The 21,953-nt window shown below is 70.1% G+C and carries 22 protein-coding genes; 11 read left to right on the forward strand and 11 right to left on the reverse strand.

All coding sequences use genetic code 11. The annotated features are described in order from the left end of the window. The first annotated feature begins 72 nt into the window (after positions 1 to 72). From paaA to ABTZ43_RS04575, 7 genes are all read left to right on the forward strand, one after another. Complete coding sequence (gene paaA, locus ABTZ43_RS04545; protein ID WP_502885322.1) at positions 73 to 1,083, forward strand: 1,2-phenylacetyl-CoA epoxidase subunit PaaA; 1,011 nt, start codon at positions 73 to 75, stop codon at positions 1,081 to 1,083. Beyond that, entirely contained in the window at positions 1,083 to 1,388 is a 306-nt protein-coding gene (gene paaB / locus ABTZ43_RS04550) for a 1,2-phenylacetyl-CoA epoxidase subunit PaaB (RefSeq protein ID WP_045253118.1), read from the forward strand. The genes paaA and paaB overlap by 1 nt, the downstream gene beginning before the upstream one ends. Further along, positions 1,385 to 2,236 carry a 1,2-phenylacetyl-CoA epoxidase subunit PaaC gene (paaC, locus tag ABTZ43_RS04555; protein WP_149423563.1) on the forward strand — a complete coding sequence of 284 codons (852 nt, stop codon included), beginning with the start codon at positions 1,385 to 1,387 and terminating at the stop codon, positions 2,234 to 2,236. The genes paaB and paaC overlap by 4 nt, the downstream gene beginning before the upstream one ends. Positions 2,237 to 2,322: 86 nt before the next feature. Beyond that, on the forward strand, positions 2,323 to 2,814 hold the full coding sequence (paaD, locus tag ABTZ43_RS04560) for a 1,2-phenylacetyl-CoA epoxidase subunit PaaD (RefSeq protein ID WP_350537991.1): 492 nt from the start codon (positions 2,323 to 2,325) through the stop codon (positions 2,812 to 2,814). Then, entirely contained in the window at positions 2,814 to 3,995 is a 1,182-nt protein-coding gene (gene paaE / locus ABTZ43_RS04565) for a 1,2-phenylacetyl-CoA epoxidase subunit PaaE (protein WP_350537958.1), read from the forward strand. Before paaD ends, paaE begins: the two co-directional genes overlap by 1 nt. 10 nt (positions 3,996 to 4,005) lie before the next feature. Next, on the forward strand, positions 4,006 to 4,776 hold the full coding sequence (locus ABTZ43_RS04570) for an enoyl-CoA hydratase/isomerase family protein (RefSeq protein WP_350537959.1): 771 nt from the start codon (positions 4,006 to 4,008) through the stop codon (positions 4,774 to 4,776). Between the two features lie 90 nt (positions 4,777 to 4,866). Next, positions 4,867 to 6,390, forward strand: coding sequence for an ATP-dependent DNA ligase (locus ABTZ43_RS04575; RefSeq protein ID WP_350537960.1), 1,524 nt, complete (start codon positions 4,867 to 4,869; stop codon positions 6,388 to 6,390). Between the two features lie 76 nt (positions 6,391 to 6,466). On the opposite strand, the gene ABTZ43_RS04580 is transcribed toward ABTZ43_RS04575, so the two are convergent. Genes ABTZ43_RS04580 through ABTZ43_RS04595 form a run of 4 tightly spaced genes read right to left on the reverse strand, consistent with a single transcriptional unit; the run spans position 6,467 to position 10,471 of the window. Beyond that, the gene (locus ABTZ43_RS04580; RefSeq protein ID WP_149423567.1) at positions 6,467 to 6,976 is read right to left on the reverse strand and encodes a phosphoribosyltransferase; all 510 of its coding nucleotides are present in this window, start codon (positions 6,974 to 6,976) and stop codon (positions 6,467 to 6,469) included. 35 nt (positions 6,977 to 7,011) lie between these two features. Next, positions 7,012 to 7,857, reverse strand: coding sequence for a transglutaminase family protein (locus ABTZ43_RS04585; RefSeq protein ID WP_350537961.1), 846 nt, complete (start codon positions 7,855 to 7,857; stop codon positions 7,012 to 7,014). Then, on the reverse strand, positions 7,854 to 8,780 hold the full coding sequence (locus tag ABTZ43_RS04590; protein ID WP_056411971.1) for an alpha-E domain-containing protein: 927 nt from the start codon (positions 8,778 to 8,780) through the stop codon (positions 7,854 to 7,856). The genes ABTZ43_RS04585 and ABTZ43_RS04590 overlap by 4 nt, the downstream gene beginning before the upstream one ends. Then, a complete protein-coding gene (locus tag ABTZ43_RS04595) occupies positions 8,774 to 10,471 on the reverse strand; it encodes a circularly permuted type 2 ATP-grasp protein (protein WP_350537962.1) in 1,698 nt (565 codons plus the stop codon). The genes ABTZ43_RS04590 and ABTZ43_RS04595 overlap by 7 nt, the downstream gene beginning before the upstream one ends. A 212-nt stretch (positions 10,472 to 10,683) precedes the next feature. On the opposite strand from ABTZ43_RS04595, the gene ABTZ43_RS04600 reads away from it, so the two are divergent. The 3 genes from ABTZ43_RS04600 (at position 10,684) to ABTZ43_RS04610 (ending at position 13,432) form a co-directional block, all read left to right on the forward strand. Further along, on the forward strand, positions 10,684 to 12,345 hold the full coding sequence (locus ABTZ43_RS04600; protein ID WP_350537963.1) for a thiamine pyrophosphate-binding protein: 1,662 nt from the start codon (positions 10,684 to 10,686) through the stop codon (positions 12,343 to 12,345). A gap of 40 nt (positions 12,346 to 12,385) precedes the next feature. Further along, on the forward strand, positions 12,386 to 12,820 hold the full coding sequence (locus ABTZ43_RS04605; protein WP_350537964.1) for an NUDIX hydrolase: 435 nt from the start codon (positions 12,386 to 12,388) through the stop codon (positions 12,818 to 12,820). A gap of 69 nt (positions 12,821 to 12,889) precedes the next feature. Then, the gene (locus ABTZ43_RS04610; protein WP_350537965.1) at positions 12,890 to 13,432 is read left to right on the forward strand and encodes a hypothetical protein; all 543 of its coding nucleotides are present in this window, start codon (positions 12,890 to 12,892) and stop codon (positions 13,430 to 13,432) included. Positions 13,433 to 13,463: 31 nt separating this feature from the next. On the opposite strand, the gene ABTZ43_RS04615 is transcribed toward ABTZ43_RS04610, so the two are convergent. The 6 genes from ABTZ43_RS04615 to ABTZ43_RS04640 form a co-directional block, all read right to left on the reverse strand. Continuing rightward, positions 13,464 to 13,838, reverse strand: a complete 375-nt coding sequence (locus tag ABTZ43_RS04615; protein WP_056411984.1) for a VOC family protein — start codon at positions 13,836 to 13,838, stop codon at positions 13,464 to 13,466. Between the two features lie 111 nt (positions 13,839 to 13,949). Further along, the gene (locus tag ABTZ43_RS04620; protein WP_350537966.1) at positions 13,950 to 14,582 is read right to left on the reverse strand and encodes a response regulator; all 633 of its coding nucleotides are present in this window, start codon (positions 14,580 to 14,582) and stop codon (positions 13,950 to 13,952) included. Further along, positions 14,576 to 15,814, reverse strand: coding sequence for a sensor histidine kinase (locus tag ABTZ43_RS04625; protein ID WP_350537967.1), 1,239 nt, complete (start codon positions 15,812 to 15,814; stop codon positions 14,576 to 14,578). The genes ABTZ43_RS04620 and ABTZ43_RS04625 overlap by 7 nt, the downstream gene beginning before the upstream one ends. A 28-nt stretch (positions 15,815 to 15,842) precedes the next feature. Further along, entirely contained in the window at positions 15,843 to 16,598 is a 756-nt protein-coding gene (locus ABTZ43_RS04630; protein ID WP_350537968.1) for an ABC transporter permease, read from the reverse strand. Between the two features lies 1 nt (position 16,599). Then, positions 16,600 to 17,592, reverse strand: coding sequence for an ABC transporter ATP-binding protein (locus ABTZ43_RS04635; RefSeq protein WP_350537969.1), 993 nt, complete (start codon positions 17,590 to 17,592; stop codon positions 16,600 to 16,602). Positions 17,593 to 17,675: 83 nt separating this feature from the next. Beyond that, on the reverse strand, positions 17,676 to 19,547 hold the full coding sequence (locus tag ABTZ43_RS04640; protein WP_350537970.1) for an FAD-dependent monooxygenase: 1,872 nt from the start codon (positions 19,545 to 19,547) through the stop codon (positions 17,676 to 17,678). A 151-nt stretch (positions 19,548 to 19,698) separates the two neighbouring features. Between ABTZ43_RS04640 and ABTZ43_RS04645 the strand changes: the two genes are divergently transcribed. Further along, positions 19,699 to 20,400: an IclR family transcriptional regulator gene (locus ABTZ43_RS04645; RefSeq protein ID WP_350537971.1), complete on the forward strand. Its 702-nt coding sequence runs from the start codon at positions 19,699 to 19,701 to the stop codon at positions 20,398 to 20,400. Between the two features lie 67 nt (positions 20,401 to 20,467). Here the strand turns inward: ABTZ43_RS04645 and ABTZ43_RS04650 are convergent, their stop codons facing one another. Continuing rightward, positions 20,468 to 21,847 (reverse strand): MFS transporter, encoded by a 1,380-nt coding sequence (locus ABTZ43_RS04650; RefSeq protein WP_350537972.1) that lies wholly within the window; start codon positions 21,845 to 21,847, stop codon positions 20,468 to 20,470. Positions 21,848 to 21,953: the final 106 nt, after the last annotated feature.

A 21,953-nucleotide genomic window follows, 5' to 3' on the forward strand; every position in this document is an offset into this window, starting at 1 on the left:
GCGCGCCGACGACCCTCGTGTCAGAATTACCTAACGACCGGTCAGTAAAGCAGGTCGGATACCGAGGAGTCGATGATGACAAGCCCCGCAGATCTCTCCCTCATCACGGGAGAGTCCGCCGATGACCAGATCTCCGACGAGGAGCGCCTGTTCGACGAGCTCATCGCGAACGAACAGCGCATCGAGCCGCGCGACTGGATGCCCGACGCCTACCGCAAGACGCTGATCCGTCAGATCTCGCAGCATGCGCACTCCGAGATCATCGGCATGCAGCCGGAGGGCAACTGGATCAGCCGCGCCCCGAGCCTCAAGCGCAAGGCGATCCTCATGGCCAAGGTGCAGGACGAAGCCGGCCACGGGCTCTACCTCTACTCCGCCGCCCAGACCCTCGGCATCACCCGCGACGAGATGATGGACCAGCTCATCAGCGGCAGGGCCAAGTACTCGTCGATCTTCAACTACCCCACCCCGACCTGGGCCGACATGGGCGCGATCGGATGGCTCGTCGACGGCGCGGCGATCGTGAACCAGGTGCCGCTGTGCCGTGCCTCGTACGGCCCGTACGGCCGCGCGATGGTGCGCGTCTGCAAGGAGGAGTCGTTCCACCAGCGGCAGGGATTCGAGATCCTGCTCTCGCTCATGCAGGGCACCGACGAGCAGAAGCAGATGGCACAGGATGCCGTGAACCGCTGGTACTGGCCGAGTCTGGCGATGTTCGGCCCGCCGGACGACCAGTCCCCGAACTCCGCGCAGTCCATGAAGTGGAAGATCAAGCGCTTCACCAACGACGAGCTGCGCCAGCGCTTCGTCGGAATGCTCGTGCCGCAGGCGGAGATCCTCGGCGTCACCCTTCCCGATCCCGATCTGCGCCTCGACGAGGAGACCGGACAGTACGTGATCGGCGAGATCGACTGGGACGAGTTCTTCGAGGTGCTCCGCGGCAATGGGCCCTGCAACGCCGAGCGTCTGGAGCGTCGTCGCACGGCGCACGAAGACGGCGCGTGGGTGCGCGAGGCCGCCGCCGAGTACGCCCGCAAGCAGTCCCTCCGTCGGGCTCAGAGGCCGGTCGGAGTCGTGGCGTGATGGCGACCCCGGGAGCCGACGAGCGCGAGCCCTGGCCCCTCTGGGAGGTCTTCGTGCGCGCGAACCGCGGTCTGAGCCACGTGCACGTCGGATCGCTGCATGCTCCGGATGCCGACCTGGCGATCCGCAACGCCCGCGACCTCTACACGCGTCGTGGCGAAGGCGTGTCGATCTGGGCCGTTCCCGCCGAGGCGATCACGACCAGCGACCCCGATGCCAAGGGCGCCTACTTCGAGAGCCCCGCAGGCAAGAACTATCGGCACGCCGTGTACTACACGGCCTCCGAAGGGGTGCCGCACCTGTGACGCTTCGACAGGCTCAGGGCCCCCTCGACGATGCCGACCTGCACGGCGACGTCTCGGTCGACGAGCTGCGACTGAGCGACGAGATCACCGGAACCGGCTCCGCCGCCGCATCCGCCGACATCGCCGAGTACGCGCTGTGGCTCGGCGACGACGCCCTGATCCTCTCCCAGCAGCTCGGCGAGTGGATCGCCCGCGCCCCCGAGCTGGAGGAAGACGTCGCCCTCGGCAACATCGCCCTCGACCTGCTGGGCCACGCACGCTCCTTCCTGCACTTCGCCGGCACCTACGACGGACGCTCCGAAGACGATCTCGCCTACTTCCGTGACGAGCCGGAGTTCCGCAGCGCCTGGATCGTCGAGCAGCCCAACGGAGACTTCGCGCAGACGATCGCGCGCCAGTTCGTCGTGTCGACCTACATGTTCGAGCTCTACGCGGCTCTGCGCGCGAGCACCGATCGGACGTTCGCGGCGATCGCCGAGAAGTCGCTCAAAGAGGTCGACTACCACCGCGACCACTCCGTGCAGTGGGTGCTGCGCCTGGCCGGGGGCACCGACGAGTCGAGGCGGCGGATCGTCCGGGCGCTCGGCGATGTCTGGCCGTACGTCGACGAGCTCTTCCGCGACGAACCCCTGATCGAGCGCCTCGGCGACGCCGCGGCACGGCCCTCGACGCTCCGTCCCGGTTTCGACGCGGTCGTCGACACGGTCTTCGCCGACGCGGAGCTGACGACACCCGCCGTCGCGGCATCATCGGCCGGTGGACGGCGCGGCCACCACGCGACACCGCTCGGACATCTCCTCGCCGAGATGCAGGTGCTCGCGCGACGGCATCCGGGGGCATCGTGGTGACCCTTCGTCAAGCTCAGGGGCCGGAGCGGGCTCAGGGGCCGGAGCGGGCTCTGGGGGCGGAGCGGGCTCTGGGGGCGGAGCGGGCTCTGCGGACCGAGTCCCACACCGCCGCCTGGCGGATCGCGGCGGCCGTGGCCGATCCCGAGGTGCCGGTGCTCACGATCGAGGACCTCGGGGTGCTGCGGGCGGTCACCGTGCAGGGCGACACCGTCGTGGTCGACATCACCCCGACCTACAGCGGATGCCCGGCGATGGACACGATCCGCGACGACGTCATCCTCGCCCTGACCGCGGCCGGCTACGAGAACGTCGACGTGCGCCTCGTCCTCTCCCCCGCCTGGACGACGGACTGGATGTCGGATGCCGGCAAGCAGAAGCTGTCTCAGTACGGCATCGCTCCCCCGAGCGGACGGGCGGCGATCTCCTCCGGCCCGATCCGGCTGGCGATCAGCGTGCGATGCCCGCGCTGCGGCTCACTGGACACCCGCGAGGTGTCGCGTTTCGGATCCACCTCGTGCAAGGCGCTGTTCGAATGCCGCGCCTGTCTCGAGCCCTTCGACCACTTCAAGGTGCACTGATGTCGCTGTTCGCTCCGTCCGGTGCGGTGGCCCCCGCATCCGCCCCACGTCCCGCCACGGCGGCGACCAGGAAACGGGCCCGTTTCCACACGCTGTCCGTCGAGGAGGTGCGGCCGCTCACCGACGACGCGGTCGAGGTGACCTTCGCCGTTCCCGCCGAGCTCGCCGACGAGTACGACCACCTGCCCGGCCAGTACGTGGCCCTGCGCACCACCCTCGAGGGCACCGAGGTGCGCAGGTCGTACTCGCTGTGCCGCGCCCCCGAGCACCGCACGGCGGAGCAGATCGCCGCGGGCGTGCCGACCCGCCTCAGCGTCGCCGTGAAGCGCGACGAGGGCGGGCTGTTCTCCACCTGGGCGCAGACGGGGTTGCATCCGGGGTTCGAGATCGACGTGATGAGCCCGCAGGGCACCTTCACCTCGGGCCTCGACGACCTCGATCACCGCCATGTCGTCGGCATCGCCGCAGGCTCGGGCATCACGCCGCTGATGGCACTCGCGCACACCGTGCTGACCCGCTCGGAGACCTCGCGCTTCACGCTGTTGTACACGAATCGCTCGACGCTCGACGTGATGTTCCTCGAAGACCTTGCCGATCTGAAGGACCGGTACCCGACACGGCTGACGCTGCACCATGTGCTCTCGCGCGAGCAGCGCACCGCGCCGGTGCTGTCCGGACGCATCGACGAGGAGAAGCTGCGCACGATCCTGCGGATGCTGATCGACCCGACCGATGTCGACGAGTGGTTCCTCTGCGGCCCACTCTCGCTCGTCGACCTGTGCCGCGAGGTGCTCGCCGACGTGGGCGTGCCGCGCGAGCACATCCGTTTCGAGCTCTTCACGACGGGCGACGAGCCGGTGCGTGCGGCACGACCGGTCGAGGTGCGGGCGGGAGAGCGCACGATCCGCATCGAGGTGACCCTCGACGGCGTCTCGTCGACCGTGCAGAGCCCGGTCGACGCCCACGAGTCCGTGCTGAACGCGGCGCTGCGCGTGCGCCCCGACGCCCCCTTCGCCTGCGCGGGAGGTGTCTGCGGCACCTGCCGCGCGCGGGTCGTCGAGGGCAGCGTGACGATGGCCGAGAACTACGCGCTCGAGCCGGACGAGATCGAGCGCGGTTACGTGCTGACCTGCCAGTCGCACCCGACGAGCGACCGCATCGTCGTCGACTACGACGTCTGAGGAGCATCCGATGATCGATCTCACCATCGCCGACGACACGGCGACCATCGTGCTGAACGCTCCCGCGAAGCTGAACGCGCTCGACGAGCAGGCGATCCGCGACCTCGGGCACGCGTACGACGAGGCGGAGGCCGCGGGAGTGCGCGCTCTCGTCCTGCGCGGCGAAGGCCGGGCATTCTGCGCCGGCCGGGACATCTCTGCCGTCGACCCGCGCGACGACGACGTGATCGGCTACCTCGGCGGGCTGGTGACACCCCTGCTCCAGCGGATGTCGCGCTTTCCCGCGCCGACCTTCGCGGTCGCGCACGGCGCCTGCCTCGGCGTCGGACTCGGGCTCCTGATCGCCACGGACGTCGTCTACGTCGCGCAGTCGGCGAAGATCGGCTCGCCCTTCGCCGCCCTGGGCGCCACGTTGGACTCGGGAGGGCACGCCCTCTTCGTCGAACGGCTGGGGGCGCACCGGACGCTCGACCTCATCTACACGGGGCGGCTGATGAGCGGGACGGAGGCGGTGAGCGCCGGGCTCTTCTCGCGGGTGGTGCCCGACGACGAGGTCGTCGACGCCACCGTCCTCGCCGCGACGACGGCCGCACGAGGAGCCACGGCCGCGTTCCTCGCCAGCAAGCAGCTCGTCGCGCGGATCCGCGACGAGCGGCTGGGCCTGTGGGTGTCGATGGATGCCGAGAACACGGCGCAGGCCGCGCTCTGCGACACGGAGGACTACCGCGAGGGGTTCGCCGCGTTCCAGGAGAAGCGCACTCCGGTGTTCCGGGGCCGCTGAGACGCGGGCGGGACCCCGGTCGCCTAGCGCCTGCGTGCCCGCGACGGCAAGGGCGTCGGCGATGTCGGATGCCGGTGCGAGACTGCATCCATGATGCTCTCGGAGCTCGTCTCCACCGCCGAAGCCGTCGCCGCGACCTCGTCCCGACTCGCGAAGATCGACGCGCTGTCGCAGCTGCTCGCCCAGGCCGACGCCGATGAACTGCCGGCACTCACCGGACTCCTGCTCGCCGCACCCCGCCAGGGGCGTCTGGGAGTCGGATGGCGGGGCCTGTCCGCTCTCGACGTCACGCATGCCGCGGATGCGACGCTGACGATCACCGACGTCGACGACGCTCTCGACACTCTGGCCCACACGTCCGGTTCAGGGTCGACCGCGGCCAGGAGCGCCGCGCTGACAGCTCTCGCCGCACGAGCGACGGCTCCCGAGTGGGACTTCCTGAGCCGGTCGATGCGGGGCGAACTGCGCACCGGCGCGCTCGGCGGAGTGCTGCTCGACGCGATCGCCAAGGCCTCGGAGCGACCTGCCGCATCCGTGCGTCGTGCCGCGATGCTGTCGGGCGACCTCGGCGCCACCGCGCGGCTCGCACTCACCGGCACGGCGACCGAGCTCGACGCCGTCGGTCTCGAGGTCGGACGCCCCGTGCTGCCCATGCTCGCATCGACCGCCGCGACGCCGACGGCGGCGCTCGCGGTCACGGGCACGGCATCCGTCGAATACAAGCTCGACGGTGCGCGCATCCAGGTGCACCGGCACGGCGACGAGGTCGGCGTCTACACCCGCAGCCTCGCCGACATCACCCACCGCGTGCCCGAGATCGTCGAGATCGTGCGCGCTCTGCCCGCTCACGACCTGATCCTCGACGGAGAGACCCTGTCGCTCGACGAAGACGGCGGTCCCCGGCCGTTCCAGGAGACGATGTCGCGGTTCGGGGCCGACGTCGCGCGCGACCTCGTGCTGCGGCCCTGGTTCTTCGACATCCTGCACGTCGACGGACGCGACCTCATCGACGAGCCGCTGTCGACGCGGCTGCACGAGCTCGCACGGGTCGTCGGCGAGTGGCGCATGCCCGGCATCGTCACCGACGATCCCGACGCCGCGGAGCAGCTCTCCCGCGAGGCCCTGGCCGCCGGGCATGAAGGCGTCGTGATCAAAGGCGTCGATGCCCCGTACGCCGCGGGCCGTCGCGGCGCATCCTGGGTCAAGGTCAAACCGGTGCTGACCTATGAGCTCGTCGTGCTGGGGGCCGAGTGGGGCTCGGGGCGCCGGAACGGGTGGCTGTCGAACCTGCATCTGGGTGCCCTCGATCCGACGGGCGAGTTCGGAGAACCCGGCGGATTCGTGATGGTGGGCAAGACGTTCAAGGGGCTGACCGACGAGCTGCTGCGGTGGCAGACCGAGCAGTTCCCGCCGCTCGAGACGAGGCGGACGCAGAGCACGGTGTTCCTGCGACCCGAGTTCGTCGTCGAGATCGCGATCGACGGTGTGCAGCGCTCCCCGCGCTACCCCGGCGGCGTCGCGCTGCGCTTCGCGAGGGTCAAGGGCTACCGGCCAGACAAGACCGCGGCAGAGGCCGACACGATCCAGACGCTGCGCGCGCTGGTTCGCGGCTGAGACGGCCGCGGTCGCCCGCAGGATCGCTCCGTCAGGCGGAGCACCGTCAGGCGGAGCACCGTCAGGAGGAGCGCCGTCAGGCGGAGGGCGCGAGTCCGAGGTCCTCTTCGCGCACCGTGCCCTGGAACGACCACGGGAAGTCGATCCACAGGTCGGTGTCCTTCCAGGCGTAGTCGGGCTGGATGATCGTCGACGGCTTCGTGTAGATCGTCACCGAGCGGACATCCGCCCCCTTGTCGGTCAGCAGCTGCACGGCCAGGGCGAGTGTGCGCCCCGAGTCGGCGACATCGTCGACGAGCAGCACTCGGCGACCGTCGAGATACGCCATGTCGAGTTCGGGCGGCAGCACCTCGGGGGCATCGAGCACGGTGCCGATGCCGGTGTAGAACTCGACGTTGATCGCTCCGCAGTTCTTCGCACCGAGACCGTACGCGATCGCACCGGCGGGGAGCAGCCCGCCGCGCGCGATGGCGACGACCACCTCGGGCACGAAGCCGCTGTCGAGGATGCGTCGCGCGAGGTCTCGCGTCGCCGATCCGAAGCCGTCCCAGGTGAGCGTCTCGCGCTCGATCGAAGCATCCGTCATCGTCTCATTCTTCCCCACCCGCCCGGTGCCCGCGTTCACCCGAGCCTGGTGACCTCGACCGACACGAACAGCTCGGACCCGCTGGATCCCGCGTACACACCACGCAGCGGAGCGACGTCCGCGTAATCGCGGCCGTGACCGACGTAGACGTGCGAGTCGCCGACCTCGACGAGATTCGTGGGATCGTACCCGCGCCACTCGCCCGAGTACCACTCCACCCAGGCGTGGGACTCCCCCGTGACCGGCTCTCCGATCGCGGCCGTCGGGTCGGGGTGCAGGTAGCCCGACACGTAGCGCGCCGGGATGCCGGCAGCACGCAGAACGCCCAGGGCGACATGTGCGATGTCCTGGCAGACGCCCGAGCGCGCGGGCCACGCATCGCGGGCGGTCGAGCTCACCCCTGTCACGCCGCTGCGGTACTCCATCGCCTCGCCGACCGTGCGGCAGATCTCGAGCGCGGTCTCGTCGACACCGCCGCCCTCGGCTTCGATGCGCAGGGCCAGCTCGTGCATCTCGTCATCCGGAGCGGTCGCCGGCGTCTGCATCACGCACTCCGCCAGGCCCAGGGACTGCGGGATCCGCAGCGCGAGCTCTTCCCAGTCGATGCCCGGCGCGGCAGCGAGAGCGGGCCGCACATCCACCACGCTGGTCGCCGTGACCGAGAGCATCTGGTGCGGGGTCAGCACCTCGAACGTCGAGACCCTGGTGTCCCAGTAGTCCACGTACGAATGCTGGGTCGCGGTGGGCGAGATGTCGAGAGTGGCCTGCAGCACGAACTGGCCGTCACGCGAATGCGGCAGCATCCTCGCCTCGTTGTACGACGCCGTCGCCGGCTGTCCGTAGCGGAATCCGGTGCGGTGCACGATCCTCAGCCGGCTCACAGTGCCTCTCCGATCCACACCGGCATCGCGATCGAGGGGAAGTACCGCTCCCTGATCGCGTCGCTCGCCACAGACATGCCCACCTGGACCTCCTCCATGCTCTCCGACAGCCGGTGCACCGTATCGCCGATCGGCCGGTACTCCAGCTCTGATCGCAGGCGTCCGAGCACGCGGTGCGCGCGATCAGGGGCACCGAATGCGCCGGCGGGGTCGATACCGCGCATGCATTCCTCGGCCTGCAGGATGCTGGAGAGCACCGACCGCGGGAACAGACGATCGACGAGGAGGAACTCGACCGCCGATGCCCCGGTCGGCACCGCCCTGTGGCTGCGCAGGTGCGCCTCGTACGCCCCACAGCTGCGCAGCAACGTCGTCCAGCTCGGACCGCCGGCCTCGGTCAGCGACCGCGTCGCGAGCAGGCGCGCCGTCATGTCCGCGCGCTCGATCGAGCGGCCGAGCACGAAGAAGTGCCACGCCTCGTCACGGCTCATCGACGAGTCCACGACCCCGAAGGCGAGCGCCGAACGGTCTCGCACCCAGCGGAAGAACGGATGCGTCTTGTCCGAGGCGATCCGCCGCGGCATCCGCGCGTTCGACTCGTTGAGCGTCTCCCACAGGTCGGTCGAGATGATCTCCCTCGCGCGCCTCGCGTTCTCGCGCGCGGAGGCGATCGAATGGGCGATCGATGCGGAGTGCTCGCGGTCGAGGGCGAGCAGCCGCACCACGTCGTCGCGGCTCAGCACCGCCTCGGGGTCCGCGGTCGTGCCCATCACCGAGAGGAGCGCTCGGCACGCGGTGTCCTCCTCCACCCACGGGTCCTCGAGGAGCAGCTGCAGATGCACATCGAGAATGCGTGCCGTGCCGTCGGCGCGCTCCACGTAGCGGCCGATCCAGAACAGCGCCTCGGCGATGCGGCTCAGCATCCCGCGCCTCCCTGCTGCTGTTGCGGCTGCTGTTGCTGCTGCTGTTGCTGCTGCTGGTGATGGCGCAGCTCGAGGTCCTCGTCCTGCGGCGATGAGAGGAAGGGAGGGCTCGCCTCCTCGCGCGACGACGCGAGGATCGGGATCGCGCCGGTCGCGAGCGACACCTCCGCGGCCGCGGGGTCGGGCTCCCCCGGCACGGTCGCCGTCTGTCCGGTGAAGAGAGACGGATCGAGCACCCACGTGTCCTTGGATCCTCCGCCCTGACTGGAGTTCACCACCAGCTGCCCTTCGGGAAGCGCGACGCGGGTGAGACCGCCCGGGAGCACCCAGATGTCCTGTCCGTCGTTGACCGCGAACGGGCGCAGGTCGACGTGCCGCGGCCGGAAGCCGTCCTCGACCAGGGTGGGGATGGTCGACAGCTGCACCACCGGCTGCGCGATCCAGCCACGCGGATCCGCCAGCAGCGTCTTCTTCAGCTCCTCCAGCGTCTCCCGCGACGCGTCGGGACCGACGACCAGCCCCTTGCCGCCCGACCCGTCGACCGGCTTCACCACGAGCTCGTCGAGCCTGTCGAGCACCTCCTCGAGCGCATCCGGCTCTTCGAGACGCCAGGTGTCGACGTTCGGCAGCACGGGTTCCTCCCCGAGGTAGTACCGGATCAGGTCGGGCACGTAGGTGTACACGAGCTTGTCGTCGGCGACGCCGTTGCCCACCGCGTTGGCGAGGGTCACGTTGCCGAGCCGCGCGGCGAGCATCAGTCCCGGCGCTCCGAGCACCGAATCCGGGCGGAACTGCTGCGGATCCAGGAACTCGTCGTCGACCCTGCGGTAGACGACGTCGACACGGGTGGGACCCGCGGTCGTGTGCATCCACACGCGGCCGCCCGAGCAGAACAGGTCGCGGCCCTCGACGAGCTCGATGCCCATCATGCGAGCCAGCAGCGTGTGCTCGTAGTACGCCGAGTTGTGCACGCCGGGCGTCAGCACCACGACCGTCGGGTCGTCGACGCCGATCGGCGCGGCCGCCCGCAGCGCCTGGAGCAGGCGGCCGGGATAGTCGACGACCGGTCGCACCCGCAGGCTCGTGAACAGTTCGGGCAGGGTCTGCGCCATCACCCGGCGATTGGCGAGCACGTAGCTCACTCCGCTGGGGACGCGCACGTTGTCCTCGAGCACGCGCCATGAGCCGGCCTCATCGCGGATCACGTCGATCCCGGCGACGTGGATGCGCACGCCGTTGGCCCCGACGATCCCCGCCGCCTGACGGTGGAAGTGCGACGAGGAGCTGATCAGCGATGCCGGGATGACTCCGTCCTGCACCGCGAGCTGCGGGCCGTACACATCGGCGAGGAACGCCTCCAGCGCCCGCACCCGCTGCGTCACCCCGGACTCGACGTAGCGCCAGTCATCCGCGGCGATCACCCGCGGCACGACGTCGAGAGGGAACGGACGCTCCTCCCCCGCGAAGTCGAAGGTGACGCCCTGCGCGAGATACGAGCTGGCGAGGGCATCCGTGCGCGCCCGCAGCTCCGCATCGTCCATACCGGCGAGGGCGGGATACATGTCCTGATACGGCGCCCGCACGTCCGCGCCGTCCGGCCGGGCCTCCGCCGCGAACATCTCGTCCCAGGGCGAGGCCCCCGGCCGCCGGGGCGATCGGCGCGTGGTGTATCCGTCGAACAGCGATTCCATGACCGCATGTTTCCCTGTCGCCGTTTCGACGGTGTTACGCGCAGGAGACGGCGCCGCGACGACCGGCGGCGGGCCGCGCGGTAGGATCTATCCGTCCGGCGCTCTGTGCCGCCGGTGCCTGAAAAAGAGGCACGAAGCACTCCGCGATGATGCGGAGGCGAGACACATACGGAATGCGCACGACCTCCGTCCCTGTCTCGAAAGGCCCACCCATGCCCAGTGTCTCCGCGCACGTCGCCCTCACCCTCGCCCAGCACATCGACGCCGTCTTCGGCGTCATGGGCAACGGCAACGCCTACTTCCTCGACGCGATCGAGACGCAGACGGACGCCGTCTTCACCGCGGTACGACACGAGCAGGGTGCTGTCGTCGCCGCCGACGCCCACTTCCGCGCGTCCGGGCGCATCGCCGCAGGCACGTCGACGTACGGCGCCGGGTTCACGAACACCCTGACCGCACTCGCGGAGGCCGTGCAGGCCCGCGTGCCGCTCGTGCTCGTCGTCGGAGACGAGCCGACCTCGGGACCGCGCCCCTGGGACGTCGATCAGATCGCGCTCGCCTCGGCCGTCGGCGCCCGCACCTATACCGTCGGTCATGCGGATGCCTCGGCCACCACCGTCATCGCGATCGAGCACGCTCTCACCTATCGCCTGCCGGTCGTGCTGGCGATCCCCTACGACGTGGCCACGCTCGATGCCGGCAGCGTGCCCGAGGTTCCCGCGCCGCGTCTGCTCACACCGCTCGCCCCGAAGGGCGAGTTCGCCGAGGGGATGCTCGACGAGATCGCCGCCGCGCTGTCGCAGGCGGAGCGTCCGTTCCTGCTCGCCGGACGCGGCGCCTGGCTGGCCGGCGCGGGCGACGCCCTCGGCGAGCTCGCCGCCCTCACCGGCGCGCTCACCGCGTCATCCGCTCTCGGCCGCGGCGTGTTCCCCGACGAGCGGTTCGATCTCGGCGTGACGGGTGGATTCGGGGCGGACGGGGCGATGGAGCTGATCCGCACCGCCGACGTCGCCGTGGTCTTCGGCGCCGCCCTGAACCAGTTCACGATGCGTTTCGGCGAGCTCTTCGCTCCGGGCACCCGTGTCTTCCAGATCGACATCGCGCCGGCGGCGACACATGCGCACATCGGCGGCTTCGTGCGCGCGGACGCCCGCGTCGCCGCCGAAGCGCTCGTCGCCAGGGTCGGCTCCGCGTCCTCCGCCGCTGCGCCCGGGGTGCCGTGGCGCGAGTCCGTCGACGTCGCCGCCGCACGGACGTACGAGAAGGGCGACGACCTCGCCGTCGACGGACGACTCGACCCCCGATCGGCCGCACGCCGCATCGCCGAGCTTCTGCCCCGCGACCGCGTCGTCGTCTCGGACGGCGGACACTTCATCGGCTGGGCGAACATGTACTGGCCCGTGGAGGCCCCCGACCGGATGATGATGGTCGGCACCGCCTTCCAGTCGATCGGGCAGGGATGGCCGAGCATGGTCGGCGCCGCGCTCGCCCGCAGGGACTCGACGATCGTGCTGACCTCGGGCGACGGAGGCGGGCTGATGGCCATCGCCGACCTCGAATCCGCGGTCCGCGCGGCCGCCGGACGCGGCATCGCCGTGATCTGGAATGACGCGGCATACGGCGCCGAGGTCAACCTCTACGGCCTGAAGGGGCTCGCGGAGGGGCCGATGCGGATCCCCGAGGTCGACTTCGCGGCGTTCGGCGCCGCCGTCGGGGCGGAGGGCGTCGTCGTGAAGACCCTCGCGGATCTCGACCGGCTCGGCGCATGGGCGCAGGAGGATGCCGCCACGCGACGATTCCTGCTTCTGGACCTGCGGATCTCCGGCGACGTGATCGCGCCGTACCAGCAGGAGATCATCCGCGTGAACTCGTGATCGCCGACGGTCCGGGCCCCTGCTGCGCTAGCCTTCCGGGATGCCCACCATCCGCAACATCGCCGTCGGCCTGCCCGTGAAGCAGGGTCATGTCCTTGCGTTGTCCGGCACGGATCGGTCCCGCGGACTCGACTTCCTGCGAGCGATCGGCGGCGGGATCGAGTTCGGCGAACGGGCCGAGGAGGCGCTGCATCGTGAGTTCCGCGAGGAACTCGACGTCACCCTGCAGGCCGTGGAACTGCTCGGCGTGCGCGACAACATCTTCACGTACGAGGGTGTCCCGGGTCACGAGATCGCCCATATCTACGCGGTGCGCTCGATCGAGCTCGACGCGGTCCCCCTCGACGCCGAGCTGCACGTGCTCGATGAGGGCAGTCCGGTGCGATGGGTGCCGATCGCGGAGGTGCGCGACGGCAGGCGACCGCTGTTCCCCGACGGCGCGACGGAGTTCCTGCTCGACCTCGACGCGAGCTGACTCCGCTGCGGGGCCGCAGGCGGGGCGCGGGGCGGGACACCGAGCTCATCGATCTGCCAGAATCGACGGGTGACCGGGCGGAACAGCACGAGGAAGACGGCGGCGGCAGCCGCGATCTTCCTGATGATCGTGACCATGACGTTGACCTCGTGCTCGGCGGGCGCCGATCCCGCGGAGGTCGCCGCGACCGCCACGGCGACCCCGCCCGCCACCTCGGAGCCGGTCGCCACGCAGGCCGCCGAGCCACCGGCGTCCGAATCGCAGAGCGCGTCCGACGGATTCCGCGAGTGGCTGGACGCGTCCCGCCTTCCCGACGTCGACACCGCCTGTGCGCGCCTCACCCCCGACCTCGTGACCCGCATGATCGCCGAGCTCGAGTCGCACGGGATGACGGGGATCTCGAGCTGCGAACAGATGATCACCGCCACCGCCGACCTCTACCGACCCCTCGGCCAGAGCGCCGAGGTCGACATCGCCGTGCAGACCGAGACCGCCACCGACGCCACGCTCTTCGTGACCTACCTCGCCTCCGGAGACTGCGGCACCGTGGTGATGGAACGCCGTGGCACCGCGTGGATCCTCACCGACCAGTCGATGGAGTGCGGAGCCTGAGGCGAGCCGCCCCGGTGCACTTCCCGCGACGTCAGCCGCTGTAGTCCGGCAGCTCCTGCAGCGTCCAGGTGTTGCCGTCGGGGTCGTCGAACGTCACGAACCGGCCCCAGTCCAGGTCGTCCACACCGCTCGCCTCGACGCCGACACCGCGCAGGTGCGCGAGCGCCTCGTCGGCATCCGGCACCACGACCTGGATCGTGTTCTGCTGGCCCGGCTCGAGTGCGATCCCGAGACCCGTGCCGAATGCGATCGAGCACGCGGAGCCCGGCGGCGTCATCTGCACGAAGCGCAGACCCTCGACAGGCGTCTGGTCGTGGTCGGCGGTGAAGCCGATCTTCACGTAGAAGTCCTTCGCCCTGTCGACATCCGTCACCGGCACGAAGATGAGTTCGATCTTCCAGTCCATCGCGCACTCCTCCTGGTGGGCACCGTCGACCCATCCGCGTTCACGGTACGCCGCACCACCGACGTCCCGCCAGGCCGAGTCACGCCTGCAGACGGAGGTGCGGCGACGCCCTCAGATCCACCCCTTGTCGAGGGCGATCCGCACCGCCTGCGCCCGATTCGCCGCGCCGGTCTTCCCGATCGCCGAGGAGAGATGATTGCGCACGGTTCCCGCCGAGAGGAACACCTCGGCGGCGATCGCCGCGGCCGAGCGCCCGTCCGCCGCGAGACGCAGCACCTGCCGTTCCCGGTCGCTCAGCGGATTCGCACCGTCGAACAGGCTGTCGGCTGCGAGCACGGGATCCAGCACACGAAGTCCCGATCGCACCCGGCGGACGGCCTCGGCGAGCTGCTCGGCAGGGGTGTCCTTGACGATGAACCCGCTCGCGCCCGCGTCCAGTGCCGCGCGCAGGTACCCGGGGCGCGCGAATGTCGTCACGACGAGCACCCGCGTCGCCGGACTCGTCTCACGGATCCGACGCGTCGCCTCGATGCCGTCCATGCCCGGCATCTGGATGTCCATCAGACACACGTCCGGCCGCAGCTCCCCCGCACGCTGCACCGCTTCGGCCCCATCGGACGCCATTCCGACGACGGTGAGGTCGGACTCGAGGTCGAGGAGCGCCCCGAGCGCACCCCGCACGAGCGCCTGGTCGTCGGCGATCAGGAGGCGGATCTCCCCGCCGGCATCCGAGGCGCTCACCACGTCAGCTCCACGCGCGTCCCGGTGCCGCCCGCGGCATCGGCGGCACCGACCGCGAGGGCCGCACCGGCCGCTGCCGCCCGGTCGCGCATACCGCGCACGCCGTTTCCCTCATCCGCGCCGACGCCCGCCCTCGCGCCGATGCCCACTCCGTCGTCTTCGAGCACCATCCGACCCGGCGACAGCTGCACTCGCACCGAGCGCGCCCGCGAGTGCCGGAGGGTGTTGGTCGTGGCCTCCCGCAGGATCCAGCTCGCGGTGATCGCCTGCACCGGCGACAGCGCGCCGGGCTCCCCCTCGACCTGCACCTCGATGTCCGCCGCACGGAACGAGTCGCGCGAGGAGGCCAGCTGCTCGACGAGCGTCGTCGCCCTGGCACCCGACACGGTCGAACGCACTCCGGCGATCGCCTCCGCCGTGAGCCGCTCGATGTCGGCGAGCTCGGCCTTCGCGCGCTCAGGGTCGGAGTCCATGAGCCGACGCACCAGCTGCGCCTTGAGGCCGACCACCGTCAGCGAATGTCCGATCAGATCGTGCACGTCGCGAGCGAGCGCCTCGCGACCCTCGCTGGTCGCCAGCTCCAGACCGAGCCGCTCCGCCTCGGCGGAACGCAGGATGAGCCACGTGGACACAGTGTTCACCACACCGAGCAGCGCGACGATCGCCAGCACCGACAGGTACGTCATTCCCCCCGGCAGCAGGAACACGCAGACGGCCGTGAGCGCGACCGCCGCGACGGTGGTGATCCAGTGCCAGACCCGCGTCAGTCCGTACGAGGCGAAGGACATGATGAACGGCAGGAAGCTGAGCGCGGATCCGCCCTCCGCCGGCACCGAGACCAGGACGCACACGATGAGGGCGATGAAGGTGAGCCACTGGCGCCTCGAGGGCGTGCGGCCCAGCCCTCCTCCACCGCGCATCCCGTGCAGGAAGCCCGTGACGTACAGCACGACGAAAGCCACGAGCGCGACCCACCCGACCACGATCCACGGGAGCTGCGCCTCGGATCGCACCAGCGCGATCACCGGATACACGAGGAAGACGAGCCAGATCACGGCCATCAGCCAGCCGAACCGCGCCCACGGATCCTTGCCTGTGGCGTGCGCCCGCCGGGCACCGGGTGCCGCCCACGCCGCAGGCGGCACACCCGCGGCGGCGAGTCCCGCCGCGTCGAGGGCCGCGTCGCGGGAGACCCCGGATCCGTCCGAGGTCTCTCGCGTCGATCGTCGTGTCATCCGTCCAACCTACTGTCGTCGCCAGCGGCTACTGCCGTGCGCGCGAGCGCTTCATGCCCAGCATCACCAGCAGCGCGAAGAGCGCGAGCCAGACGGCGACGTTGAGGAACAGCATCCACAGCTGATCGGTCTGCCCGGTCGTGAGCTGCCCGTCGGTGAGGGGCCACCGGGCGAGCGCCACGAAACCGTAGAGCGGCGTGAATCGTGCGATGTCGAGCATGACTCCGTCGAGCGGCATGAACACGTTGCCGAAGAACGCGAAGAACGTCATGGTGATCGAGGCGAGCGCCGCCGCCGAATCCGAGCTGAAGAACAGCCCGACGCCGAGCCCGTACAGTCCGTACATCAGGCCGAGCCCGAGGACGATCGCCGCCGTCGCACCCCAGCGCCAGACGTCGTCGACGCGGGCTCCGGTCATCGCGCCCGCCGTGCACACCGCCACCAGCGCCAGAGCCGCGAAGGCGACGGAGGTGAGCAGTTTGGTCAGGGCGTAGCCGAGCGTGGTCAGCGGCGTCATCGCGAGCTGACGCCCCCAGCCCTGCTTCGCCTCGGTCGCCGCCAGCGAGGTCAGCGAACTCATCGCGACGGCTGTGCCGTATGCCGCCATCGAGGTCATCACGTAGAAGGAGACGTTCCCGTTGCCGGCCGACTGCGCGCCATAGCCCATGCCGGCGCCGAACAGGAGGTACATCGCGACAGGCATGGCCAGCGTGAACGCGAGCGTATAGGGGTTGCGCAACTGGCGGACGCCTTCGATGCGCAGCATGGTGGGTGAGACGAGCATGTCAGTCCTCCGTCAGAGCGGTGAAGGCGGTTTCGAGCGTGGGCGCGGCGATCTCGAGATCGTGAGCGCCGGCATCGAGCAGCATCCGGGCGGCGGCGTCCGAATCGGTGGCGCGGAGACTCAGCCGATCTCCGTCGATCCGCAGATCGATGACGCCGTCGGTCGCGCGGAGCATCGCGACGAGATCCTCGGATGCCGCGTCCACCGTCGCCGAGACGGTGCGCTCGCCCAGGCTGGCGCGCAGGAGCGCCGTCGGCGCGTCCGCGACGACCGTGCCGCGATGCATCACGACGGTCCGGCGGGCGAACTGCTCCGCCTCCTCCAGGTAGTGGGTGGCGAAGATGATGGTCCGCCCCGCGTCAGCATCAGCGCGCATCGCGTCCCAGAAGTGCCGGCGGGCGGTGACGTCCATGCCTGCGGTCGGCTCGTCGAGCACGAGGATGTCGGGGTCCGACACCATCGCGAGGGCGAACTTCACCCGCTGCTGCTCACCGCCGGAGCACTTCGACACCCGACGGCGTGCGAGGCGGACGAGGTCGGCTCGCGCCATGACGTCGTCCACCCGGGCGAGAGCATCGGTGCCGTACAGCGACGCGATGAGGCGCACGGTCTCCCCGACGGTCAGGTCTCCGAGCAGCCCGCCGGTCTGCAGCACCGCGCCGATCGCGCCCGTCGACGTGGCCCGCTCCGGTGTGACGCCGAGCACCCGAACGGTGCCGCTGCTGGGCTCGGTGAGTCCGAGCAGCATGTCGAGCGTCGTCGTCTTGCCTGCGCCGTTCGGCCCGAGCAGGGCGACGACCTCGCCGCGCCGGACGGAGAGGTCCACCCGGTCGACGGCCTGCACGCGACGGTCGCCGGTGCCGAAGTGCCGCTCGACGGCCCGCAGTTCGAGCACGACAGCGCCTTCGATCAGGGAAGCCTCATCGGTCAGGGCAGCGGAGGCCGGTCGCGCGGTGACCCGCGTCGCCGAGCTCTGCACGGAGGAGTTGTTCATGTCTCCAGCCTCGTCGGGCGACGAGGATCCGGCCGGAGGGCGGTGTCATCTCCTCGGCATGACACGTGTCATGCCGGATGTCCTCACCGGACCGTCAGCAGCGCTCCGTCGAAGAAGGCGGCCAGCTCGTCGACCCCGTCCAGCGGCAGGATCGCCGCGACGTACTGGTCCGGCCGCACCACCACGACCACGCCGTCCCGCGACAGCTCACGCGCCGCGAAGATGTCGGTCTCCGTCCACTTCGAGGGCCCTGCCGCGTAGACCTTCTCCCAGTCGGTGAGCCCGAGCGGGCCGGTCTGAGGCTGGAAGAGCGCGGGGGCGGACGTGACCTCGACCTGCTCGTACGGCTGCTGGTAGATCGCCTTGACGTCGAACACCGCATCCTCGTCGGCGCCCTCGGGAGTGAAGCGCGCGAGCACCGGGGCCGCCTCCGCGGCCCACGCCGCGAGCGTCGACGCCTCCCGTCCGCCGAACGCGTACACGCGCCACCGCCCGTCGGCCCTGGCGTGATGCCCGAGGTGCACGACGTTCCCGTCGCCCACGCGCACGACCTCTGCGGACTTGAAGCGCTTGCCGAGCGGGAAGCCCGCCGCGAGCGCCTGGTGCGCGTCTGTGCCGGTGATCATCGACGAGGTGTACTGCGTCATGAAACCGGAGGGGAACTCCGCCGTGGCGAGGTAGTAGGTCGCCAGATCGCCGGGGTCGGTGATCTCCGAGGGCTTGCGGGCCATCAGCGTCGACCACTCGCGGTCGAAGTCGATCAGCTGCTGCGCGACCGGTCGACGCTCGGCCCCGTACGTGGACAGCAGCGCCTCGGGGGCACGTCCGGAGAGGACCGACCCGAGCTTCCAGCCGAGGTTGAAGCCGTCCTGCATCGAGACGTTCATCCCCTGCCCGGCCTTGGCGCTGTGGGTGTGGCAGGCGTCGCCGGTGAGGAAGACGCGAGGCATCCGATCCGAGCCGTCGGCGACGTCGTCGAAACCGTCGGTCACGCGGTGGCCGACCTCGTAGACGCTGTGCCAGGCGACCTCCTTCACATCCAGCGTGTACGGGCTGAGGATCGCGTTCGCCCGGCGGATGATCTCCTCGACCGGCGTCTGCCGCACACGGTGGTCGTCGTCGTCGGCGACCTCCCCGAGATCGATGTACATCCGGCTGAGGTAGCCGCCCTCGCGCGGGATGTGCAGGATGTTCCCCGCCTCGGAGTTGATGGCGCATTTGGTGCGCCAGTCGGGGAAGTCGGTGTTCACGAGCACATCCATGACCCCCCACGCGTGCGCCGCGCTGGCGCCCACATGCGTACGGCCGATCGCCTGACGCACGCCGCTGCGCGCACCGTCGCACCCCACCACGTACTTCGCGCGCAGAGTGCGCTCCTCGCCCGCGCGCTCGCCCGTGACGTATCGCACGGCGACCTCGACCGGATACGCGCCCTCGTCGTGGATCGTCAGCCCCGCGAACTCGACGCCGTAGTCGGGAGCGATGCGTCCCGGCCCGTGCGCTGCGGCCTCGGCGAAGTAGTCGAGCACGCGCGCCTGATTCACGATCAGATGCGGGAACTCGCAGATGTCGTAGGCGTAGTCGGCCGCGCGCGACGTGCGGACGATCTCGCCGGGGTTCTCGGGGTCGGGACCCCAGAAGTTCATCCAGCCGATGTTGTACGCCTCGGCGATGATGCGCTCGGCGAAGCCGAACGCCTGGAAGGTCTCGACGCTGCGCGGCTGGATGCCGTCGGCCTGCCCCAGCACGAGGCGTCCGTCGCGCTTCTCGATGATGCGGGTGGTCACGTCGGGGTACTGCGACATCTGCGCGGCGAGCAGCATCCCGGCGGGTCCCGAGCCGACGATGAGCACATCGATCTCGTCGGGGAGATCGGCCGGGCGGGCGTCGCCGGTGCCCGCGGCATCCTTCACCCTCGGGTCTCCGGAGACATAGCCGTGGTGGTGGAACTGCATCGTCGTCGATTCCTTCCGGACGTCACTGTCGGGTGTTGCACTCTCGTGCGACGTGTTCTATATTCGAACACATAGTTCTACTATTGAACACAGCTTAGGGACGCCCGTCCCGAAGCGCAAGGAACGCACGGCCATACGAGGGAGCACACGCATGCCCGACGGCACCCCCGCCTCGCAGACCCTCAGCCGCGGCATCCGCATCCTCGAGGTGCTCGCCGACGCCAGAGCGCCGCTCACGATCGACGAGATCGCCGTCGCGCTGGGAGTGCACCGCTCGATCGCCTATCGGCTGCTGCGCACGCTGGAGGACCACCGGCTCGTCGGGCGCGACGGCTCGGGCTCCGTCACCCTCGGCCCCCGGATGGCCGCGCTCGCGGCCGGGGTCGCGCACGACCTCCAGGCCGAGGCCCTGCCCGAGCTCACCGCGATCGCGAACGAGCTGGGCATGACCTGCTTCCTCGCGGTGCTCGACGGCGACGACTGCATCACCCTGGCCAGCGTCGAACCGCGACATGCGATCGCGAGCGTCGCTCAGAGACCGGGAGCACGGCATGCGGTCATCGTGGGCGCACCGGGCAAGGCCATCCTCGCGCAGCTCCCCTCCGCAGACTGGCCGGATGCTGCGGGCGGAGCGCTGCGCGCCGAGGTCGACGATGCCAGGGCGCGCGGCTACGCGACGAGCCACGACGAGGTCATCCCCACCGTGCAGGCGGTCGCGGTGCCGCTCGCGCTGCGCGGACAGCGCCCCGCCGCGATCGCGGTGGTGCATGTCGCGACCGATCACGACGACGCCGAGATCGCGGCGAGGCTCGCGCGCTCGGCATCCGCGATCCGCGACGCCCTCGAGGGCTGAGCGCCATACGTGTGAGCGCACACCCGCGACGGCGGGCGTGCGCTCACGGCACGGTGCGAGACCGCTGTCAGGCCCTGGCGAGACCCCGCACGGGGCTCACCGACTGCTCCTCCTCGTGGTCGGGTCCGAGCGGGATCCCCGACCGGTCGCGCAGCAGCAGCGTGGCCACGAGCCCGAGTCCCGTCATTCCTGCGAGGTACCAGGTGACGGCCTGGGTCGAGCCGGTGGCCTGCACGATCGCCGTCGCGATGGTCGGCGCGAACGCCCCTCCGGCGATCGCTCCGATCGCGTACGAGATCGAGACGCCGGAGAAGCGGATGCTGGCGGGGAAGAGCTCCGCGTACAGCGCCGCCTGCGGCCCGTAGGTGAAGCCGAGACCGATCGTGAGGATCGCGAGCCCGGCGAAGAGCAGGCCGACCTCGCCCGTGTTCACGAGCGGGAACAGGGTGAACACGCCCACGAGCTGCATCACCCAGCCGAGGATGTACGTGGTCCGCCGTCCGATGCGGTCGGAGAGCCAGCCGGCGAGCAGTGTGGTCAGGAGCCAGGTCACCGCGGACCCGGCGACGGCCCACAGCACCGGTCCGCGCTCCAGCCCGATCGGCCCCTCGGGGTTCGTGGCGTATCCCTGGATGTACCCGCCGGTGGTCATGTAGCCGACGGCGTTGTTGCCGGCGAACACGAAGGCGGCGATGATCACGAGCAGCAGGTGCTTGCGGAACAGCTGCACGATCGGCATGCTCGCCTTCTCCTTGCGCTCGGCGAGCTCCATGAAAACCGGGCTCTCCTCGACCTTGCGGCGCACGTAGTAGCCGACGAGGATCAGCACGACGCTGAGCAGGAACGGCACCCGCCATCCCCACTGCAGGAACTGGTCGCCCGGCGCGATCGCGGTCATGAGGGCCATGACGCCCGAGGCGAGCAGCAGTCCGAGCGGCACGCCGATCTGAGGCGAGGCGCCGAAGATCCCGCGCTTGGCCTTCGGGGCGTGCTCGACGGCCATCAGCACCGCTCCGCCCCATTCGCCGCCGGCCGAGATCCCCTGGATGATGCGCAGCAGCACCAGCAGGATCGGCGCCGTGATGCCGATCGTCTCGTAGGTGGGCAGGACGCCGATGAGCGCCGTGGCGGCACCCATCAGGATCAGCGTCCACATGAGCACGGTCTTGCGCCCGAGCTTGTCGCCGTAGTGTCCGGCGAGGAATGCCCCCAGCGGGCGGAAGAGGAAGCTGACACCGACTGTCGCGAAGGCGATCAGCGCACTGTTCGCGCCGAGCGGCTCGAAGAACAGCTGCCCGAACACCAGGCCGACCGCCGTGGCGTAGATGAAGAAGTCGTACCACTCGACCGTGGTCCCGACGACGGTGGCGAATACGACACGGCGCCTATCGGCCGTGGTCGCGATGGTTCCGGTGGGGGTGAACCCATCCTGTGACTGCCCGCTCATGGGGGTGTCTCCTTTTTCTGTGACCGCATTGTCACGGCTCGCCGTCGAGAGGATCGAGTGCTTGCCGAGGGATGAGGAGATAATATATGATTTCGAATACGACGCA

It is taken from the genome of Microbacterium sp. NPDC097977, assembly GCF_040302605.1.
In the GTDB taxonomy this organism is placed as follows: Bacteria; Actinomycetota; Actinomycetes; order Actinomycetales; family Microbacteriaceae; genus Microbacterium.